This window comes from Lysobacter tyrosinilyticus, from assembly GCF_054779815.1.
The window spans coordinates 127,460-146,912 of sequence record NZ_BAAGXN010000014.1 but is presented as its reverse complement, the minus strand read 5'-3'; the positions used below and the strand labels follow the sequence as shown (position 1 = coordinate 146,912).

General features: G+C 63.2%; 13 protein-coding genes and 4 tRNA genes. All 17 read left to right on the top strand.

Features of this window, described 5'->3' with window-relative positions:
• The 17 genes from ychF to fusA all read left to right on the top strand — a co-directional run bounded on the left by ychF (position 1) and on the right by fusA (position 19,365).
• A complete protein-coding gene (gene ychF / locus ACYVGK_RS17085) occupies positions 1-1,092 on the top strand; it encodes a redox-regulated ATPase YchF (protein ID WP_460735904.1) in 1,092 nt (363 codons plus the stop codon).
• Between the two features lie 78 nt (positions 1,093-1,170).
• Positions 1,171-1,256: transfer RNA gene (locus tag ACYVGK_RS17080), tRNA-Tyr, on the top strand.
• 120 nt (positions 1,257-1,376) lie between these two features.
• A tRNA-Gly gene (locus ACYVGK_RS17075) sits at positions 1,377-1,450 on the top strand.
• Positions 1,451-1,485: 35 nt separating this feature from the next.
• Positions 1,486-1,561: transfer RNA gene (locus ACYVGK_RS17070), tRNA-Thr, on the top strand.
• A 99-nt stretch (positions 1,562-1,660) separates the two neighbouring features.
• The gene (gene tuf / locus ACYVGK_RS17065; protein ID WP_460735883.1) at positions 1,661-2,851 is read left to right on the top strand and encodes an elongation factor Tu; all 1,191 of its coding nucleotides are present in this window, start codon (positions 1,661-1,663) and stop codon (positions 2,849-2,851) included.
• A gap of 148 nt (positions 2,852-2,999) precedes the next feature.
• A tRNA-Trp gene (locus ACYVGK_RS17060) sits at positions 3,000-3,075 on the top strand.
• A 95-nt stretch (positions 3,076-3,170) separates the two neighbouring features.
• Positions 3,171-3,551: a preprotein translocase subunit SecE gene (gene secE / locus ACYVGK_RS17055; RefSeq protein ID WP_460735902.1), complete on the top strand. Its 381-nt coding sequence runs from the start codon at positions 3,171-3,173 to the stop codon at positions 3,549-3,551.
• An 11-nt stretch (positions 3,552-3,562) separates the two neighbouring features.
• Positions 3,563-4,138 carry a transcription termination/antitermination protein NusG gene (gene nusG / locus ACYVGK_RS17050; protein ID WP_460735900.1) on the top strand — a complete coding sequence of 192 codons (576 nt, stop codon included), beginning with the start codon at positions 3,563-3,565 and terminating at the stop codon, positions 4,136-4,138.
• Positions 4,139-4,413: 275 nt separating this feature from the next.
• Positions 4,414-4,842, top strand: coding sequence for a 50S ribosomal protein L11 (rplK, locus tag ACYVGK_RS17045; protein WP_310056322.1), 429 nt, complete (start codon positions 4,414-4,416; stop codon positions 4,840-4,842).
• A gap of 4 nt (positions 4,843-4,846) precedes the next feature.
• Positions 4,847-5,545 carry a 50S ribosomal protein L1 gene (gene rplA, locus ACYVGK_RS17040; RefSeq protein WP_460735898.1) on the top strand — a complete coding sequence of 233 codons (699 nt, stop codon included), beginning with the start codon at positions 4,847-4,849 and terminating at the stop codon, positions 5,543-5,545.
• A 329-nt stretch (positions 5,546-5,874) separates the two neighbouring features.
• The gene (rplJ, locus tag ACYVGK_RS17035) at positions 5,875-6,402 is read left to right on the top strand and encodes a 50S ribosomal protein L10 (RefSeq protein WP_460735896.1); all 528 of its coding nucleotides are present in this window, start codon (positions 5,875-5,877) and stop codon (positions 6,400-6,402) included.
• A 61-nt stretch (positions 6,403-6,463) separates the two neighbouring features.
• Positions 6,464-6,832 carry a 50S ribosomal protein L7/L12 gene (gene rplL / locus ACYVGK_RS17030; protein ID WP_460735894.1) on the top strand — a complete coding sequence of 123 codons (369 nt, stop codon included), beginning with the start codon at positions 6,464-6,466 and terminating at the stop codon, positions 6,830-6,832.
• A gap of 471 nt (positions 6,833-7,303) precedes the next feature.
• Positions 7,304-11,476, top strand: coding sequence for a DNA-directed RNA polymerase subunit beta (gene rpoB / locus ACYVGK_RS17025; protein ID WP_460735893.1), 4,173 nt, complete (start codon positions 7,304-7,306; stop codon positions 11,474-11,476).
• 95 nt (positions 11,477-11,571) lie between these two features.
• Positions 11,572-15,795, top strand: a complete 4,224-nt coding sequence (rpoC, locus tag ACYVGK_RS17020; RefSeq protein WP_460735891.1) for a DNA-directed RNA polymerase subunit beta' — start codon at positions 11,572-11,574, stop codon at positions 15,793-15,795.
• 388 nt (positions 15,796-16,183) lie between these two features.
• Entirely contained in the window at positions 16,184-16,561 is a 378-nt protein-coding gene (rpsL, locus tag ACYVGK_RS17015; RefSeq protein WP_460735889.1) for a 30S ribosomal protein S12, read from the top strand.
• A gap of 72 nt (positions 16,562-16,633) precedes the next feature.
• Positions 16,634-17,101, top strand: coding sequence for a 30S ribosomal protein S7 (rpsG, locus tag ACYVGK_RS17010; RefSeq protein ID WP_460735887.1), 468 nt, complete (start codon positions 16,634-16,636; stop codon positions 17,099-17,101).
• Positions 17,102-17,247: 146 nt separating this feature from the next.
• Positions 17,248-19,365, top strand: a complete 2,118-nt coding sequence (fusA, locus tag ACYVGK_RS17005) for an elongation factor G (protein WP_460735885.1) — start codon at positions 17,248-17,250, stop codon at positions 19,363-19,365.
• Positions 19,366-19,453: the final 88 nt, after the last annotated feature.

Genomic DNA, 19,453 nt, shown 5'->3' with positions numbered 1-19,453 from the left:
ATGGGCATCAAATGCGGCATCGTCGGCCTGCCCAACGTCGGCAAGTCCACCCTGTTCAACGCGCTGACCAAGGCGGGTATCGCCGCGGCCAATTTCCCGTTCTGCACGATCGAGCCGAACGTCGGTGTCGTGCCGGTGCCGGATCTGCGCCTCAATGCGTTGAGTGAGATCGTCAAGCCGCAGAAGTGCATCCCGACCGCTGTCGAATTTGTCGACATCGCCGGTCTGGTCGCCGGTGCGGCGAGCGGCGAAGGCCTGGGCAACAAGTTCCTCGCGCATATCCGCGAAGTCGATGCGATCACCCACGTCGTGCGTTGCTTCGAGCATCCCGATGTTATCCACGTCGCCAACAAGGTCGACCCTATCGCCGATATCGAAACCATCGATACCGAACTCGCGCTAGCTGACCTGGAATCGGTGGAAAAGGCCTTGCAGCGCGCCGAGCGCTCGGCCAAGACCGGCGACAAGGACGCGAAGGCGCGCGTGGAAGTGCTGTCGCGCATTCGCACCGGTCTCGATGCAGGCAAACCGGCGCGTGCGCTGGACTTGTCCGATGACGACAGGACGCTGGTGCGCGATCTGTTCCTGCTCACGTTGAAGCCGGTGATGTACGTCGCGAACGTGCTGGAAGACGGTTTCGAGAACAACCCGCACCTCGACGCTGTGCGTGCACGTGCTGTCGAAGAGCGCGCTGAAGTCGTGCCGGTGTCGGCGGCGATCGAGGAGGAGCTGAGCCAGCTCGATGATGCTGATCGCGATGCATTCCTGAAGGATCTCGGCTTGGATGAGCCTGGCCTCAATCGCGTGATCCGTGCGGCCTACAAGCTGCTAGGCCTGCAGACCTACTTCACGGCAGGCGTGAAGGAAGTGCGCGCTTGGACGGTGAAGGCCGGTTCGACCGCGCCGCAGGCTGCGGCTGTGATCCACACCGACTTCGAAAAGGGTTTCATCCGCGCAGAGACCATCGGGTACGACGACTTCATCAAGTACAAGGGCGAGTCCGGTGCCCGCGATGCCGGTCGCCTGCGCCTGGAAGGCAAGGAATACCGCGTCCAGGAAGGCGACGTGCTGCATTTCCGCTTCAACGTCTGATGCGGGGCAGGGCTGAAAAATAGTTTGCGCGAATGCGTTGACTTCCTTGGTCCTCCTCACCAAAATAGCGGGCTCTTCGGAGGGATACCCAAGCGGCCAACGGGGGCAGACTGTAAATCTGCTGGCTTACGCCTTCGGTGGTTCGAATCCACCTCCCTCCACCACTTTCCAATTCATCGGAAGGCGGTAGAAGTAAAATTGCAGTACCCGGGTGTCTTACCAACAGCCGGCGCTCCAAAGGCGGTACGTTCCGGCCCGGTTTGTTGCACAATGCAAGATCCGGCGCGGGAGTAGTTCAATGGTAGAACTGTAGCCTTCCAAGCTACTAGCGCGGGTTCGATTCCCGTCTCCCGCTCCATTGAAGTAGCTCGGCACGTACCACCCGCAAAACTTGCTCACGTAGCTCAGTCGGTAGAGCACCTCCTTGGTAAGGAGGAGGTCGATGGTTCGATTCCATTCGTGAGCACCATCTTCTTGGATCCCGTCTCGGCGGGGTCCGGTTCGGAACCCCGCTTCTGCGGGGTTTTGTCACGTCCCCATCCAAGCAGCACAACGAGAAGCGACAGCCATGGCAAAGGGTAAGTTCGAGCGCACCAAGCCCCACGTAAACGTCGGCACGATCGGTCACGTGGACCACGGCAAGACCACGCTGACGGCAGCGCTGACCAAGGTGGGCGCTGAACGTTTCGGTGGCGAATTCAAGGCATACGACGCGATCGACGCGGCGCCGGAAGAAAAGGCGCGCGGCATCACGATCTCGACCGCACACGTCGAGTACGAAAGCCCGAACCGTCACTACGCGCACGTGGACTGCCCGGGCCACGCCGACTACGTGAAGAACATGATCACCGGTGCCGCCCAGATGGACGGCGCGATTCTGGTGTGCTCGGCCGCTGACGGCCCGATGCCGCAGACGCGCGAGCACATCCTGCTGTCGCGTCAGGTCGGCGTGCCGTACATCGTCGTGTACCTGAACAAGGCCGACATGGTGGACGACGCCGAGCTGCTGGAACTGGTCGAGATGGAAGTGCGTGAACTTCTGTCGAAGTACGAGTTCCCGGGCGATGACACCCCGATCATCCACGGCTCGGCCCGTCTGGCGCTGGAAGGCGACCAGTCGGAAATCGGCGTGCCGTCGATCATCAAGCTGGTCGAGGCGCTGGACACCTGGATCCCGCAGCCGGAACGCGCGATCGACAAGCCGTTCCTGATGCCGGTGGAAGACGTGTTCTCGATCTCGGGCCGCGGCACCGTGGTGACCGGCCGTATCGAGCGCGGCGTGATCAAGGTGGGCGACGAAATCGAAATCGTCGGTATCCGTCCGACCCAGAAGAGCACGGTCACGGGCGTGGAAATGTTCCGCAAGCTGCTGGACCAGGGTCAGGCGGGCGACAACGCTGGTCTGCTGCTGCGCGGCACCAAGCGTGACGACGTGGAGCGCGGCCAGGTGCTGGCCAAGCCGGGTTCGATCACCCCGCACACCGAGTTCGAAGGCGAAGTCTACGTGCTGTCGAAGGACGAAGGCGGCCGTCACACCCCGTTCTTCAAGGGCTACCGTCCGCAGTTCTACTTCCGCACCACCGACATCACCGGTGCGGTGCAGCTGCCGGAAGGCGTGGAAATGGTGATGCCGGGCGACAACATCAAGATGGTGGTCACCCTGATCAACCCGGTGGCGATGGACGAAGGCCTGCGCTTCGCGATCCGCGAAGGCGGTCGTACCGTCGGCGCCGGCGTGGTGGCGAAGATCCTGAAGTAAGTAGCGGTTGTTGCCCGCGCGCTTCGGTGCGCGGCAATGACACTCGTCGCTGACCGGCCTCACGGCTGGTCAGTGCCGAAAAGGGCCCTGGCGGCGCGAGCCGCCATTGCTTTTCCGGAAGCAGCCCAAAGACAATGTTTCAAGCCACACGCCAGTAGCTCAATTGGCAGAGCAGCGGTCTCCAAAACCGCAGGTTGGGGGTTCGAGTCCCTCCTGGCGTGCCAAGCTTCGAAGATGTACCGGCGGACCGTTCCGCCCCCGACCTCACGGTCGGCAAGACAATCAAGGTGACGCGGCTTCGGGTCGCGCAATGGACCGAATGAACAGCAAGGTCGAACAACCCGGCTCGTCGGCCTCCGGCGGCGACATCGTCAAATACGTGCTGGCGATAGCCCTCGTTGCCGCAGGTGTGTTCGCGTTCTACTGGTTCAGCGACTGGGCGACGACCCTGCGCGGGCTGGCTGTGGCCGGCGGCCTGATCGCGGGCGCCGTGGTCTTCCTGACCACCGCCAAGGGCGTCCAGACTCGCGAATTCCTTTCGGAGTCCCGCTTCGAATTGCGCAAGGTGGTCTGGCCGACCCGCCAGGAAGCCTGGCGCACCACCCTGGTGGTGATAGCGGCCGTGGCCATCCTGAGCCTGATCCTCGCCGGCATTGACGTGGTCATCCAGGCCGCGGTCAAGTTCCTGCTCGAGCGCTAAGGAGAGAAGTGGTGTCCGAAGGCAACAACAAGCGCTGGTACGTCGTTCACGCCTATTCCGGCTTCGAGAAGTCCGTGGCGCAGGCGCTGCGTGACCGCATCGTCCGCGACGGCATGCAGGACCGCTTCGGCGACGTCCTGGTCCCGACTGAAGAGGTCGTGGAAATGCGCTCCGGCCAGAAGCGCCGTTCCGAGCGCAAGTTTTTCCCGGGCTACGTCCTGGTCCAGATCGCCACGCATGACGAAGCCGGCATTCCGCGCATCGACAACGAAAGCTGGCACCTGATCAAGGAGACCCCGAAGGTGATGGGCTTCATCGGTGGCACCGCCGATCGTCCGTTGCCGATCAAGGATTCCGAGGCCGAAGCCATCCTGCAGCGCGTTCAGGAAGGCGTTGAAAAGCCCAAGCCGAAAGTCCTGTTCGAACCGGGCGAAATGGTCCGCGTCACCGATGGCCCGTTCGTCGACTTCAATGGCGTGGTCGAAGAAATCAACTACGAAAAGAGCCGCCTGCGCGTGGCCGTGCTGATCTTCGGCCGTTCGACCCCGGTCGAGCTGGAGTTCGGTCAGGTCGAAAAGGCCAAGTAGGCGCCGCGGTAGGTCGACAGTTGCGACTTCGGTCGCGCCGTCGCCACGGCTGGCTATGCCGGGCAATGGGGCTGATTTTTCGGTCCCGGCAAGGCCCCAAAAACCTGCTATACTCGCCGGCTCGCTGCCCCAGGCGCGAGCCATCCGGAACCGCAGCCGCCTCTCCAGGCGGCTGTCGGCGTCTGGAAAACCCGCAAAACGTGAAGCCGGGACACGCGATTTTCCCGGTCCGATGGGGAGCCTGAACGTCAGGCGCTAGCACCCGGAGAGAAAAAATGGCTAAGAAAGTAGTTGGCTACATCAAGCTTCAGGTTAAGGCCGGTCAGGCCAACCCGTCGCCGCCGGTGGGTCCCGCCCTCGGTCAGCGCGGCCTGAACATCATGGAGTTCTGCAAAGCGTTCAACGCCGCGACCTCCAAGCTCGAGCCGGGTCTGCCGACCCCGGTCATCATCACCGCGTACTCCGACCGTACGTTCACCTTCGTCACCAAGTCGACTCCGGCTTCGGTGCTGCTGAAGAAGGCCGCTGGCATCCAGTCCGGCTCGAAGCGCCCGAACACCGAGAAGGTGGGCAAGGTCACCCGCAAGCAGCTCGAAGACATCGCCAAGGCGAAGGAAGCCGATCTGACTGCGGCCGATCTGGACGCTGCGGTGAAGACGATTGCGGGTTCGGCCCGTTCCATGGGTCTGGTGGTGGAGGGCTAATCACATGGCAATGAACAAGCGACAGAAGGCCATCCTGGCCGCCGTGGTTCCGGGCAAGGCCTATGGCTTTGACGAAGCCGTCAAGATCATCAAGAACGCCACCAAGGCCAAGTTCGTCGAGTCCGTCGACGTCGCCGTGCGCCTGGGCGTGGACGCGAAGAAGTCCGACCAGCAGGTCCGCGGTTCGACCGTGCTGCCGGCCGGTACCGGCAAGACCGTGCGCGTGGCCGTGTTCGCCCCGGCCGGTGCCAAGGCTGACGAAGCCCTGGCCGCTGGCGCCGACATCGTCGGTATGGACGATCTGGCCGAGAAGATGATGGCCGGCGACCTGAACTACGACGTGGTCATCGCGACTCCGGACGCCATGCGCGTCGTCGGTAAGCTGGGTCAGGTCCTGGGCCCGCGCGGCCTGATGCCGAACCCGAAGGTCGGCACCGTCTCGCCGAACGCGGCCGAAGCCGTGAAGAACGCGAAGGGTGGCCAGGTCCGCTACCGCACCGACAAGGCCGGCATCATCCACTGCACCATCGGCAAGGCTTCGTTCGCCGACGCCGACCTGAAGGGCAACCTCGAAGCGCTGCTGCATGACCTGATCAAGGCCAAGCCGGCGACCTCGAAGGGTCAGTACCTGCAGAAGATCGCGATCAGCTCGACCATGGGCCCCGGCGTGACCGTGGACCAGGCTTCGCTGGCACTGAAGTAATTCGTTTCAGGCGGATGGCGCTTGCGCCATCCGCAACGTTTTTGAGGGCGCCGCCGAGGACTCCGTTCCGAAGCGAGCCGTCAAAGACCGCAGGCGCGGTCAGCGCGTGACGACGACGGGCAGGGAGCTCGTACTGGCAAGGAATCGCCGTCGCCACCAGCGGGATCGCTTAATCCAGCTTTGGAAAGCCTGCGTAGATGGTGCAGCCCCCTCTGGAAATTCCGGAAGGGCCACCACCGGGATGCGCAAGCATCCCCGGCGTCAGGGAAGGCGCCGCCCAGGACCGCAAGCGGCAGGAGCCGTGAGCGGAGTTCAATTGGAGGAGTGCAATGGCTCTCAATCTGTCTCAGAAGCAAGATGTAGTCGCAGAGGTGGCTGAAATCGCCGCCAAGGCGCACTCCTTGGTCGCAGCCGAGTACGCGGGCACCACGGTCAGTCAGATGACCGCGATGCGCAAGAAGGCCCGCGAAACCGGTGTGTTCTTGAAGGTTGTCAAGAACACGCTGGCCGCGCGTGCCGTCGCCGGTACCGAGTTCGAGGTCGTCAAGGACGCCCTCACCGGTCCGCTGCTGTATGCGTTCTCGCTGGAAGAACCCGGCGCTGCCGGTCGTCTGATCAAGGAAGCGTCGAAGGGTAACGACAAGCTCAAGGCCAAGGTCGTGTCGGTGGAAGGCAAGCTCCTGCCCGCCGCGCACGTCGAAGTCCTGGCCTCGCTGCCGACCCGCGAACAGGCCCTGGCCATGCTGGCCCGCGTCCTCGCCGAACCCGCAAGCATGTTTGCCCGCGCCGTCAAGGCCGTGGCCGACAAGCAGGGCGGTGGCGAAGCCGCCCCGGCAGAAGCTGCCGCGGAAGCCTGAGTTCGCTGACGCGACTTTCTAACCGATTCGCAAGATCACAAATTTCCAGAGGTAATTAAAAATGTCCCTTTCCAACGAACAGATCGTTGACGCCATCGCCGCCAAGTCGCTGATGGAAGTGATGGACCTGGTCAAGGCCATCGAAGAGAAGTTCGGCGTCACCGCCGCTGCCCCGGTCATGATGGCCGGTCCGGCCGCTGCCGCTGCTCCGGTCGAAGAGCAGACCGAATTCACCGTCGTGCTGAAGAGCGCCGGCGAAAAGAAGGTCGACGTGATCAAGGCCGTCCGCGCCATCACCGGCCTGGGCCTGAAGGAAGCCAAGGACCTCACCGAGGCCGGTGGCGTCCTGAAGGATGCCGTGTCGAAGGACGACGCTGCCAAGTTCAAGAAGGAACTGGAAGCTGCTGGCGCGACCGTCGAGGTCAAGTAAGCAGTATCCGTGTCGCCGGATTTCATCGGCGACCACTGAAGGCTGGGGCCGTAAGGTCCCGGCCTTTGGCCGTTGTTGAAGTGTTGTTGTCCGGATGGCGGCGCGCGGCGCCGTAATCCGGGGTTTCAGATTCAGGCAGTCCGGAAGTCGCTTCGCTCCGTCCGGATCCAGGCAATGCAGCGAAGCAGGAAATCCAACCTGAGTTGGTAGTTGGAAGCAGCTGTAGAGGGCGTGCGGGTGCCGGCAATACCCGCGGCTTCCAACTGACAGTTCAAATCTCTCCCTAGGGATTTGTGATTCGAGATTAGAGATTCGTCAAAAGCCAAACGCCGTCATCCCGAGCACAGCGCGGGAACTGCTTTGGCTGTTGTCCCAAAACAGCAGCTCTCTCGCTGTGATCGGGGTGACAAAAAACGATTCCCGAATCCCGGTTCCCAACTCCCGGCTCCAAAACAGAGGCGGCAGCTCCCCATGACGACAGCTTCCAAAACGAACTATTCGTTCACCGAAAAGAAGCGCATCCGCAAGAATTTCGGCAAGCGCCGGTCGATTCTCGAAGTTCCCTTCCTGCTCGCGATCCAGGTCGATTCCTATCGCGAATTCCTGCAGGAAAACGCCGACCCCGCCAAGCGCGACGACAAGGGTCTGCATGCAGCGCTGAAGTCGGTGTTCCCGATCGTCAGCTACAGCGGCAACGCCGCGCTGGAATACGTCGGCTACAAGCTGGGCGACCCGCCGTTCGACGAGCGCGAGTGCCGTAACCGCGGCCTGTCCTATGGCGCCCCGCTGCGCGTGACCGTGCGCCTGGTGATCTACGACCGTGAGTCGTCGACCAAGGCCATCAAGTACGTGAAGGAGCAAGAGGTCTACATGGGCGAAATTCCGCTCATGACCGGCAACGGCACCTTCATCGTCAACGGTACCGAGCGCGTCATCGTCTCGCAGCTGCACCGTTCGCCGGGCGTGTTCTTCGACCACGACCGTGGCAAGACGCACAGCTCGGGCAAGCTGCTGTACAGCGCCCGCATCATTCCTTACCGCGGCTCGTGGCTGGACTTCGAGTTCGACCCGAAGGACGCGCTGTTCACCCGTATCGACCGTCGCCGCAAGCTGCCGGTGACCGTGCTGCTGCGCGCGCTCGGTTACAACAACGAAGAAATGCTCGCGCAGTTCTTCGAAATCAACACCTTCCACATCGATCCGAAGGAAGGCGTCCAGCTCGAACTGGTGCCGGAACGCTTGCGTGGCGAAACCCTCGACTTCGACCTCGCCGATGGCGACAAGGTCATCGTCGAAGCGGGCCGCCGCATCACCGCGCGCCACGTCAAGCAGCTCGAAGCCTCGGGTATCGCCGCGCTGTCGGTGCCGGATAGCTACCTGATCGGTCGCATCCTCTCGCACGACGTCGTCGACCCGAACACCGGCGAACTGCTGGCGCTGGCCAACGACGAGATCAACGACGACCATCTGGCCAAGTTCCGCAAGGGCGGCGTTGCCGCCGTCGGCACGCTGTGGGTCAACGACCTCGACCGCGGTGCGTACCTGTCGCACACGCTGCGCATCGATTCGACCAAGACGCAGCTCGAAGCGCTGGTCGAGATCTACCGCATGATGCGTCCGGGCGAACCGCCGACCAAGGACGCCGCGCAGAATCTGTTCCACAACCTGTTCTTCACCTTCGAGCGCTACGACCTGTCGGGCGTGGGCCGGATGAAGTTCAACCGTCGCCTCGGCCGCAAGGAAGTCACCGGCGCCTCGGTGCTGTACGACGCGAAGTACTTCGCCGAGCGCAAGGACGAAGAGTCGGTCCGCCTGCGCGAAGCGTGCGGCGGCATGTCCGACATCCTCGACGCGATCCGCGTCCTGACCGAGATCCGCAACGGTCGCGGCGTGGTCGACGACATCGACCACCTGGGCAACCGCCGCGTGCGTTCGGTCGGCGAAATGGCCGAGAACGTGTTCCGCGTCGGCCTGGTCCGCGTCGAGCGCGCCGTCAAGGAACGCCTGTCGATGGCCGAGTCCGAAGGCCTGACCCCGCAGGAACTGATCAACGCCAAGCCGGTGGCCGCCGCGATCAAGGAATTCTTCGGTTCCTCGCAGCTGTCGCAGTTCATGGACCAGAACAACCCGCTGTCGGAAGTGACGCACAAGCGTCGCGTCTCCGCGCTGGGTCCGGGCGGTCTGACCCGCGAGCGCGCCGGCTTCGAAGTGCGCGACGTGCATCCGACCCACTACGGCCGCGTCTGCACCATCGAAACTCCGGAAGGCCCGAACATCGGCCTGATCAACTCGCTGGCCGTGTTCGCGCGCACCAACCGCTACGGCTTCCTCGAGACGCCGTACCGCAAGGTCGTGGACGGTCGCGTCACCGACGACGTCGAGTACCTGTCGGCGATCGAGGAAAACGAGTACGTGATCGCGCAGGCCAACGCGCCGCGCGACGAGAAGGGCCAGATCACCGCCCAGTTCGTCGACTGCCGCTTCGCGGGTGAGTCGCTGCTGAAGCCGCCGAGCGAGATCCACTTCATGGACGTCTCGCCGATGCAGACCGTGTCGGTCGCGGCCGCGCTCGTGCCGTTCCTCGAGCACGACGACGCGAACCGCGCACTGATGGGCGCGAACATGCAGCGCCAGGCCGTTCCGACGCTGAAGGCGCAGAAGCCGCTGGTCGGCACGGGCATCGAGCGCGCCGTGGCGCGCGACTCGGGCGTGACCGTGAATGCTCTTCGTGGCGGCGTGATCGAGCAGATCGACGCGGCCCGCATCGTGGTCAAGGTCAACGAGAGCGAGATCACGGACGAGCACGACGCCGGCGTCGACATCTACAACCTGATCAAGTACACGCGTTCCAACCAGAACACCTGTATCAACCAGTCTCCGCTGGTGAAGGTGGGCAACGTGGTTGCGCGCGGCGACGTGCTGGCCGACGGTCCTTCGACCGACATCGGCGAGCTCGCGCTGGGTCAGAACATGCTGATCGCGTTCATGCCGTGGAACGGCTACAACTTCGAAGACTCGATCCTGCTCTCCGAGCGCGTGGTCGAAGAGGATCGTTACACCACGATCCACATCGAAGAACTGACCGTCCAGGCGCGCGACACCAAGCTCGGGCCGGAAGAAATCTCCGCCGACATCCCGAACGTCTCCGAGCAGGCGCTGAACCGCCTCGATGAGTCGGGCGTGGTGTACATCGGTGCGGAAGTCCGCGCAGGCGACATCCTGGTCGGCAAGGTCACGCCGAAGGGCGAAAGCCAGCTGACTCCGGAAGAGAAGCTGCTGCGCGCGATCTTCGGCGAGAAGGCGTCCGACGTGAAGGACAGCTCGCTGCGCGTGCCCCCGGGCATGGACGGCGTCGTCATCGACGTGCAGGTCTTCACCCGCGACGGCATCGAGAAGGACAAGCGTGCGCGTCAGATCGAAGAGTCCGAAATCAAGCACGTCAAGAAGGATTTCGACGACCAGTTCCGCATCCTCGAAGCGGCTATCTATGACCGCCTGCGTTCGCAGCTGATCGGCAAGACCGCCAACGGCGGCGCCGGTCTGAAGAAGGGCGACACCGTTACCTCGCTGGTGCTGGATGGCCTGTCCAAGAAGGATTGGTTCACCCTGCGCATGAAGGACGACGACGCCGTCGAAGCCATCGAGCGCGCGCAGAAGCAGATCGAAGCGCACGAGAAGGAGTTCGAGAAGCGGTTCCAGGACAAGCGCGGCAAGATCACCCAGGGCGACGACCTCGCGCCGGGCGTGCTGAAGATGGTCAAGGTGTTCCTGGCCGTGAAGCGCCGCATCCAGCCGGGCGACAAGATGGCCGGCCGTCACGGCAACAAGGGCGTGGTGTCGACGATCGTTCCGGTCGAAGACATGCCGTACATGGCCGATGGCAGCACCGTCGACATCGTGCTGAACCCGCTGGGCGTGCCGTCGCGTATGAACATCGGCCAGGTGCTGGAAGTGCATCTGGGCTGGGCCGCGAAGGGGCTGGGCAAGAAGATCCAGCGCATGCTCGAGTCGCAGCAGAAGATCGCTGACCTGCGCAAGTTCCTGGATGAGATCTACAACCACGACACCAAGGTGACCGGCGAAGAGCGCGTCGACTTGAGCCAGTTCAGCGATCAGGAACTGCTCACGCTGGCGAAGAACCTCACCGACGGCGTGCCGATGGCCACCCCGGTGTTCGACGGCGCGGCCGAGGCCGAGATCAAGAAGATGCTTGAACTCGCCGAGCTGCCGTTGAGCGGCCAGACCCAGCTGTTCGATGGCCGCACGGGCGAACCGTTCGATCGCCAGACCACGGTCGGCTACATGCACATGCTGAAGCTGAACCACCTGGTCGACGACAAGATGCACGCGCGCTCGACCGGTCCGTACTCGCTCGTCACCCAGCAGCCGCTGGGCGGCAAGGCGCAGTTCGGCGGCCAGCGTTTCGGCGAAATGGAAGTCTGGGCGCTGGAAGCCTACGGCGCGGCCTACACCCTGCAGGAAATGCTGACGGTGAAGTCCGACGACGTGCAGGGCCGCAACCAGATGTACAAGAACATCGTCGACGGCGAGTACGAGATGGTTGCCGGCATGCCGGAGTCCTTCAACGTGCTGGTGAAGGAAATCCGCTCGCTCGCGATCAACATGGAGCTGGAAGAGAACTGAGCCACAGGCGGGAAGCGCAGCGCACCGCGCGCTTCCCGTCCCATTGATTCAGCGATCCACAGCCCTCGACGAATTACTCCTTCCGGAGAAAACAAATGAAAGACCTGCTTAATCTCTTCAATCAGCAGCGCCCCGCGATCGACTTCGATGCGATCAAGATTGCGCTGGCTTCGCCGGACCTGATCCGCTCGTGGTCCTACGGCGAAGTGAAGAAGCCGGAAACAATCAACTACCGTACCTTCAAGCCGGAACGCGACGGCCTGTTCTGCGCCGCGATCTTCGGTCCGATCAAGGACTACGAGTGCCTGTGCGGCAAGTACAAGCGCATGAAGCACCGCGGCGTGGTCTGCGAAAAGTGCGGTACCGAAGTGACGCTGGCCAAGGTGCGCCGTGAGCGCATGGGCCACATCGACCTGGCTTCGCCGGTTGCGCACATCTGGTTCCTGAAGTCGCTGCCGTCGCGCATCGGCCTGATGCTCGACATGACCCTGCGCGACATCGAGCGCATCCTGTACTTCGAAGCCTATGTGGTGACGGAGCCGGGCCTGACCCCGATGGAACGCGGCATGCTGCTCAACGAAGAGCAGTACCTGCAGGCGCGTCAGGAACACGGCGACGACTTCGAAGCTGCGATGGGCGCCGAAGCCGTTTACGACCTGCTGCGCACGATCGACCTGCAGTCGGAAATGATCCAGCTGAAGGAAGACATCGCTTCCACCGGTTCGGAAACCAAGCTCAAGCGTCTGACCAAGCGCATCAAGCTGGTCGAAGCCTTCCTCGAATCCGGCAATCGTCCGGAGTGGATGGTCATGACCGTGCTGCCGGTGCTGCCGCCGGACCTGCGTCCGCTGGTGCCGCTGGACGGTGGCCGCTTTGCGACGTCGGATCTGAACGATCTCTACCGCCGCGTCATCAACCGTAACAACCGCCTGCGCCGCCTGCTCGAACTCAATGCGCCCGACATCATCGTGCGTAATGAAAAGCGCATGCTGCAGGAATCGGTCGACGCCCTGATGGACAACGGCCGTCGTGGCCGCGCCATCACCGGCACCAACAAGCGCCCGCTCAAGTCGCTGGCCGACATGATCAAGGGCAAGCAGGGTCGCTTCCGTCAGAACCTGCTCGGCAAGCGCGTCGACTACTCGGGCCGTTCGGTCATCGTGGTCGGCCCGTACCTGAAGCTGCACCAGTGCGGCCTGCCGAAGAAGATGGCGCTCGAGCTGTTCAAGCCCTTCATCTTCGCCAAGCTGCAGCGCCGCGGTCTCGCGACCACGATCAAGGCCGCCAAGAAGCTGGTCGAGCGCGAAGAGCCGATGGTGTGGGACATCCTCGAAGAGGTGATCCGCGAACATCCGGTGCTGCTGAACCGCGCCCCGACCCTGCACCGTCTCGGCATCCAGGCGTTCGAGCCAGTGCTGATCGAAGGCAAGGCGATCCAGCTGCATCCGCTCGTGTGTACGGCCTTCAACGCCGACTTCGACGGTGACCAGATGGCCGTGCACGTGCCGCTCTCGCTGGAAGCCCAGCTGGAAGCGCGTGCGCTGATGATGGCGTCGAACAACATCCTGTCGCCGGCGAACGGCGAGCCGATCATCGTACCGTCGCAGGACGTCGTGCTCGGCCTGTACTACATGACCCGCGCCCTGGAGAACAAGGCGGGCGAGGGCATGGCGTTCGCTAACGTCGCCGAAGTCAAGCGCGCCTACGACAACCGCGCCGTGCAACTGCACGCCAAGTGCAAGGTGCGCATCACCGAAACGGTGGTCGCCGAAGACGGCTCGCGTTCGCAGAAGACCTCGATCGTCGACACCACCGTCGGCCGTGCACTGCTGCGTGAAATCTTGCCGGAAGGCCTGCCGTTCGCGCTGGCGAATGTCGAGTTGACCAAGAAGAACATCTCGCGCCTGATCAACTCGTGCTACCGCATGCTCGGCCTGAAGGACACCGTGGTGTTCGCTGACCAGCTGATGTACACGGGCTTCAGCTACGCGACCCGTGCGGGCGTGTCGATCGGTATCGACGACATGAAGATCCCGGCCGAGAAGAAGGGCATCCTGGACGAAGCCGAGCAGGAAGTGCTCGACATCCAGCAGCAGTACCAGTCGGGTCTGGTCACCGCCGGCGAGCGTTACAACAAGGTCGTCGACATCTGGTCGCGTACCAATGAGCGCGTCGCCAAGGCGATGATGGACACGATCGGTACCGACTCGGTGACCAACGCCAAGGGCGAGACGGTCCCGCAGAAGTCGATGAACTCGATCTACATCATGGCCGACTCGGGCGCGCGTGGTTCGCAGGCCCAGATCCGTCAGCTCGCCGGCATGCGCGGCCTGATGGCCAAGCCGGACGGCTCGATCATCGAGACGCCGATCACCGCGAACTTCCGCGAAGGCCTGAACGTTCTGCAGTACTTCATCTCGACCCACGGTGCTCGTAAGGGTCTTGCCGATACGGCACTGAAGACCGCGAACTCCGGTTACCTGACCCGTCGTCTCGTCGACGTGGCACAGGACGTGGTGATCACCGAGACCGATTGCGGCACGCTCGACGGCCTGATGATGACCCCGATCGTGGAAGGCGGCGACGTAGTCGAGCCGCTGCGCGACCGCGTGCTGGGCCGCGTCGTGGCCGAAGACGTGTTCCTGCCGGGCAACGACGAGGATCCGATCGTCACCCGCAACACCCTGCTCGACGAAGCCTGGGTGCAGAACCTCGAAGACGCCGGCGTACAGGCGATCAAGGTGCGTTCGACCATCACCTGCCAGAGCTCGTTCGGCGTGTGCTCGCACTGCTACGGCCGCGACCTCGGCCGCGGCCATCTGGTCAACCACGGCGAAGCGGTCGGCGTCGTCGCCGCGCAGTCGATCGGTGAGCCGGGTACCCAGCTGACCATGCGTACGTTCCATATCGGTGGTGCGGCGTCGCGTGCGGCCGCCATCGACAACGTGACGGTCAAGACCACGGGTTCGGTCAAGTACAACAACCTCAAGTTCGTCGAACACAGCCAGGGTCACCGCGTGGCCGTGTCGCGTTCGGGCGAACTGTCGGTCCTCGACAGCCACGGCCGCGAGCGCGAGCGCTATAAGTTGCCGTACGGCGCGACCATCGCGGTCAAGGACGGCGCGGAAATCAAGGCCGGCCAGCAGGTCGCCAACTGGGATCCGCATAACCATCCGATCGTGTCGGAAGTGGCCGGCTTCATCCGTTTCATCGACTTCGTCGACGGCGTCACCGTCATCGAGAAGACCGACGAACTGACCGGCCTGGCTTCGCGCGAAATCACCGATCCGAAGCGCCGCGGCTCGCAGGGTAAGGACCTGCGTCCGATCGTCCGCATCGTCGACAAGAACGGCAAGGACCTGCAGATCCCGGGTACCGACCTGCCGGCGCAGTACCTGCTGCCGCCGCGCTCGATCGTGAACCTGCAGGACGGCGCAGCGGTCGGCGTGGGTGACGTGGTCGCCAAGATCCCGCAGGAAGCGTCGAAGACCCGCGACATCACCGGTGGTCTGCCGCGCGTGGCCGACCTGTTCGAAGCGCGCAAGCCGAAGGACCCGGCGATCCTCGCCGAGATCTCGGGCGTCGTTTCGTTCGGCAAGGACACCAAGGGCAAGCAGCGCCTGATCATCAAGCCGGTCGACGGTGACGAGCACGAAGAGCTGATCCCGAAGTACCGCCAGATCATCGTGTTCGAAGGTGAGCACGTGGAGAAGGGCGAGACCGTAGTGGACGGCGAACCGAGCCCGCAGGACATCCTGCGTCTGCTGGGTGTCGAGCCGCTGGCCGTGTACCTGACCAAGGAAATCCAGGACGTCTACCGCCTGCAGGGCGTGAAGATCAACGACAAGCACATCGAGGTGATCGTTCGCCAGATGCTGCGCAAGGTCGAGATCACCGACGCCGGCGACAGCAAGTTCCTCAATGGCGAGCAGGTCGAGCGCCAGCGCTTCGTCGAGGAAAATGCGCGTCTGCTGTCCAAGGGCGAGATCCTGACCAAGGCCGATCCGGTCCTGCTGGGTATCACCAAGGCCTCGCTGGCGACCGAGTCGTTCATCTCGGCGGCTTCGTTCCAGGAGACCACCCGCGTACTCACCGAGGCAGCGGTCCGCGGTACCCGTGACGGCCTGCGCGGCCTGAAGGAGAACGTGATCGTCGGTCGCCTGATCCCGGCCGGTACTGGTCTGGCCTACCACACCCAGCGCCGCCGCTCGGCCTCCGGTCTGACCGACTCCGAGCTGGAGACCCTGGCGGGTGGTCCGTCCATCGAGGCTCCGGCCGCGGTGCAAGGTGCCGAAGCCGAGGCTTCGACCGAAGAGTAAGCGGTATCGCGCCCCCACCGTTCAGGCGGGGGTCCCCGACTTCGCCCCATGGGTTGACGAAGGGAGGCAGGGCACCGTGGGGTGCCCTGCTACAAATCGAGAAAAAAGCACGCTATACTTGCGCGCTTTCCGACGACCGCGCCTTTGGGCCGGGACGTCCAGATCACCAAAAGAGGTCGCAGGAAGCGCCTCGTGTTGGGCCCAGGGTAGGGCGGGATCGCTGAGTTTCCCGGGCGCGCGTGCGCGTTTCGGGCAGATAGTCCGCGCTGGCGACAAACGCCAGGCGCGGGCTATGTGTTTTCGTCTCGGCGGTCCGGAGCATTCCGGGCTGCCGATCGTTTTTCAGAAGTTTCATCCCAGGCTCCGGCCTTCAATCAAAGAGTCACAGATGGCGACGATCAATCAGCTGGTACGCAAGCCGCGTAACCCTGAAACCTACAAGAGCACCTCGCCGGCGCTCGCGAATTGCCCGCAGCGTCGTGGCGTTTGCACCCGCGTTTACACCACCACCCCGAAGAAGCCGAACTCGGCGCTCCGTAAGGTGGCCAAGGTGCGTCTCACCAACGGTTACGAAGTCATTTCGTACATCGGTGGCGAAGGCCACAACCTGCAGGAACACTCCGTGGTGCTGATCCGCGGCGGCCGCGTGAAGGATCTTCCGGGTGTGCGTTACCACACCGTGCGTGGCTCGCTCGACGCCGCCGGTGTGACCAAGCGTCGCCAGGGCCGTTCGAAGTACGGCGCCAAGCGTCCGAAGAAGTCCTAATCGGGCTTAGAAAGATTTCGCGCCGTTGCGCCGCAACGGCTTCGTCAAAAGATTTAGCTAAAGGTACGCACCATGTCGCGTAAAGGTTCCACCCCGCAGCGTTCGGTTCTGCCCGATCCCAAGCACGGCAGCGAGACGATCGCGCGCTTCATCAACATGGTCATGCAGAGTGGCAAGAAGTCGATCGCTGAAAAGATCGTCTATGGCGCCATGGACGTGATCAGTGAAAAGAACGCCAATGCCGTCGAGTTGATCGAAAAGGCCCTGGGCAACGTGTCCCCGGCCGTCGAGGTCAAGTCCCGCCGTGTCGGTGGCGCGACCTATCAGGTCCCGGTCGAAGTGCGCTCTTCCCGCCGTCTCGCTCTGGCGATGCGCTGGCTGATCGACTCGGCTCGCAAGCGTGGCGAAAACAGCATGCCGCGCAAGCTGGCTGCTGAACTCCTGGATGCTTCCGAAAACCGTGGTGGCGCGATCAAGAAGCGCGAAGAAACCCACCGCATGGCGGAAGCGAACAAGGCGTTCGCTCACTACCGCTGGTAATCCGGATGCCGCGCCTGGCGCGGCTCCTGAAACCAGTACGTGCTGCCGTGGCGACGTGGTCGTCGCCCGGCAAACCGGAAGCCGCCGCGAGGCGGCATCTGGCCATCTGCAGATCGCACCAGATCGCAAACTAAAGAGAGTGTCCCGTGGCACGCACCACTCCCCTCGAGCGTTACCGCAACTTCGGCATCATGGCCCACATCGATGCCGGCAAGACCACCACGTCTGAACGCATCCTGTTCTACACCGGCGTCAGCCACAAGATCGGCGAAGTGCACGAAGGTGCCGCGACGATGGACTGGATGGAGCAGGAGCAGGAGCGTGGCATCACCATTACGTCGGCCGCTACGACCGCGTTCTGGAAGGGCATGGACAAGTCCCTGCCGGAGCACCGTCTCAACATCATCGACACCCCCGGACACGTCGACTTCACCATCGAAGTTGAGCGCTCGCTGCGCGTGCTCGACGGCGCGGTGTTCGTGCTGTGTGCCGTCGGTGGCGTGCAGCCGCAGTCTGAGACCGTGTGGCGCCAGGCCAACCGTTACTCGGTGCCGCGCATGGCGTTCGTCAACAAGATGGACCGCACCGGCGCCAACTTCGACAAGGTCGTCGAACAGCTGAAGTCGCGCCTGGGCGCGTACGCTGTGCCGATGCAGGTGCCGATCGGCGCCGAAGACGGCTTCGAGGGCGTGGTCGACCTGCTCAAGATGAAGGCCATCCACTGGGATGTCGCCTCGCAGGGCACCAAGTTCGAATACGGCGACATCCCGGCCGAGCTGCAGAGCAAGGCCGAGGAAGCGCGCAGCTTCATGGTCGAAGCCGCCGCCGAAGCGTCCGAAGAGCTGATGGAGAAGTACCTGGGTGGCGAAGAGCTGACCGAAGCTGAGATCATCGAAGGCCTGCGTACGCGCACGCTGAAGGTCGAGATCGTGCCGGTGTTCTGCGGCTCGGCGTTCAAGAACAAGGGCGTGCAGGCCATGCTCGACGGCGTGATCAACCTGCTGCCGTCGCCGGCCGACCGTCCGCCGGTGCAGGGCCTCAACGAAGACGACAAGGAAGACAGCCGCAAGGCGTCGGATTCCGAGCCGTTCTCGGCGCTCGCGTTCAAGATCATGACCGACCCGTTCGTCGGCGCCCTGACGTTCTTCCGCGTCTACTCGGGCGTACTGAACTCGGGCGACCAGGTCTACAACCCGGTCAAGTCGAAGAAGGAACGCATCGGCCGCATCCTGCAGATGCACGCCAACCAGCGCGACGAAATCAAGGAAGTCCGCGCCGGCGACATCGCCGCGGCCGTGGGCCTGAAGGACGTGACCACCGGCGACACGCTGTGCTCGCAGGATCACATCATCACCCTTGAGCGCATGACCTTCCCGGAGCCCGTCATCTCGATGGCGGTCGAACCGAAGACCAAGTCGGACCAGGAAAAGATGGGCATGGCCCTGTCGCGTCTCGCGGCGGAAGATCCCTCGTTCCGCGTTCGTACGGACGAAGAGTCGGGCCAGACCATCATCGCCGGCATGGGCGAGCTGCACCTGGACATCATCGTCGACCGCATGCGTCGCGAGTTCAACGTGGAAGCCAACGTCGGCAAGCCGCAGGTGGCCTACCGCGAAACGATCCGCAAGTCGGACGTCAAGTCGGACTACAAGCACGCCAAGCAGTCGGGTGGTAAGGGTCAGTACGGTCACGTCGTGATCGAACTGTCGCCGATGAACGAAGCCGATCGCGCCCACAAGGACGTCGAGAACGATTTCCTGTTCGTCAACGACATCACCGGCGGTGTGATTCCGAAGGAATTCATCCCGGCGGTCGAGAAGGGCCTGCGCGAAACCATCACCAGCGGTCCGCTGGCTGGCTTCCCGGTCGTCAACGTCAAGGTCAAGCTGGTGTTCGGCTCGTACCACGACGTCGACTCGTCGGAAATGGCGTTCAAGCTCGCCGCGTCGATGGCGTTCAAGGAAGGCTTCCGCAAGGCCGATCCGGTCCTGCTCGAGCCGATGATGAAGGTCGAAGTCGTGACGCCGGAAGACTATGTCGGCGACGTCATGGGCGACGTGAGCCGCCGTCGCGGTCTGCTGTCCGGTCAGGACGACAGCCCGTCGGGCAAGATCATCAACGCGATGGTGCCGCTGGGCGAAATGTTCGGCTACGCGACCACGCTGCGTTCGATGTCGCAGGGTCGCGCGACCTTCACGATGGAATTCGATCATTACGCTGAAGCGCCGGCCAACATCGCCGACGCGGTGATGAAGAAGTCCTAAGCGGACAGTCCTACGTGGAACGAGAATCCGGCAACGGATTCCCGTTCCAGAATCACAAATCCCGTTTCAACCAAGTACTAAAGAGAGA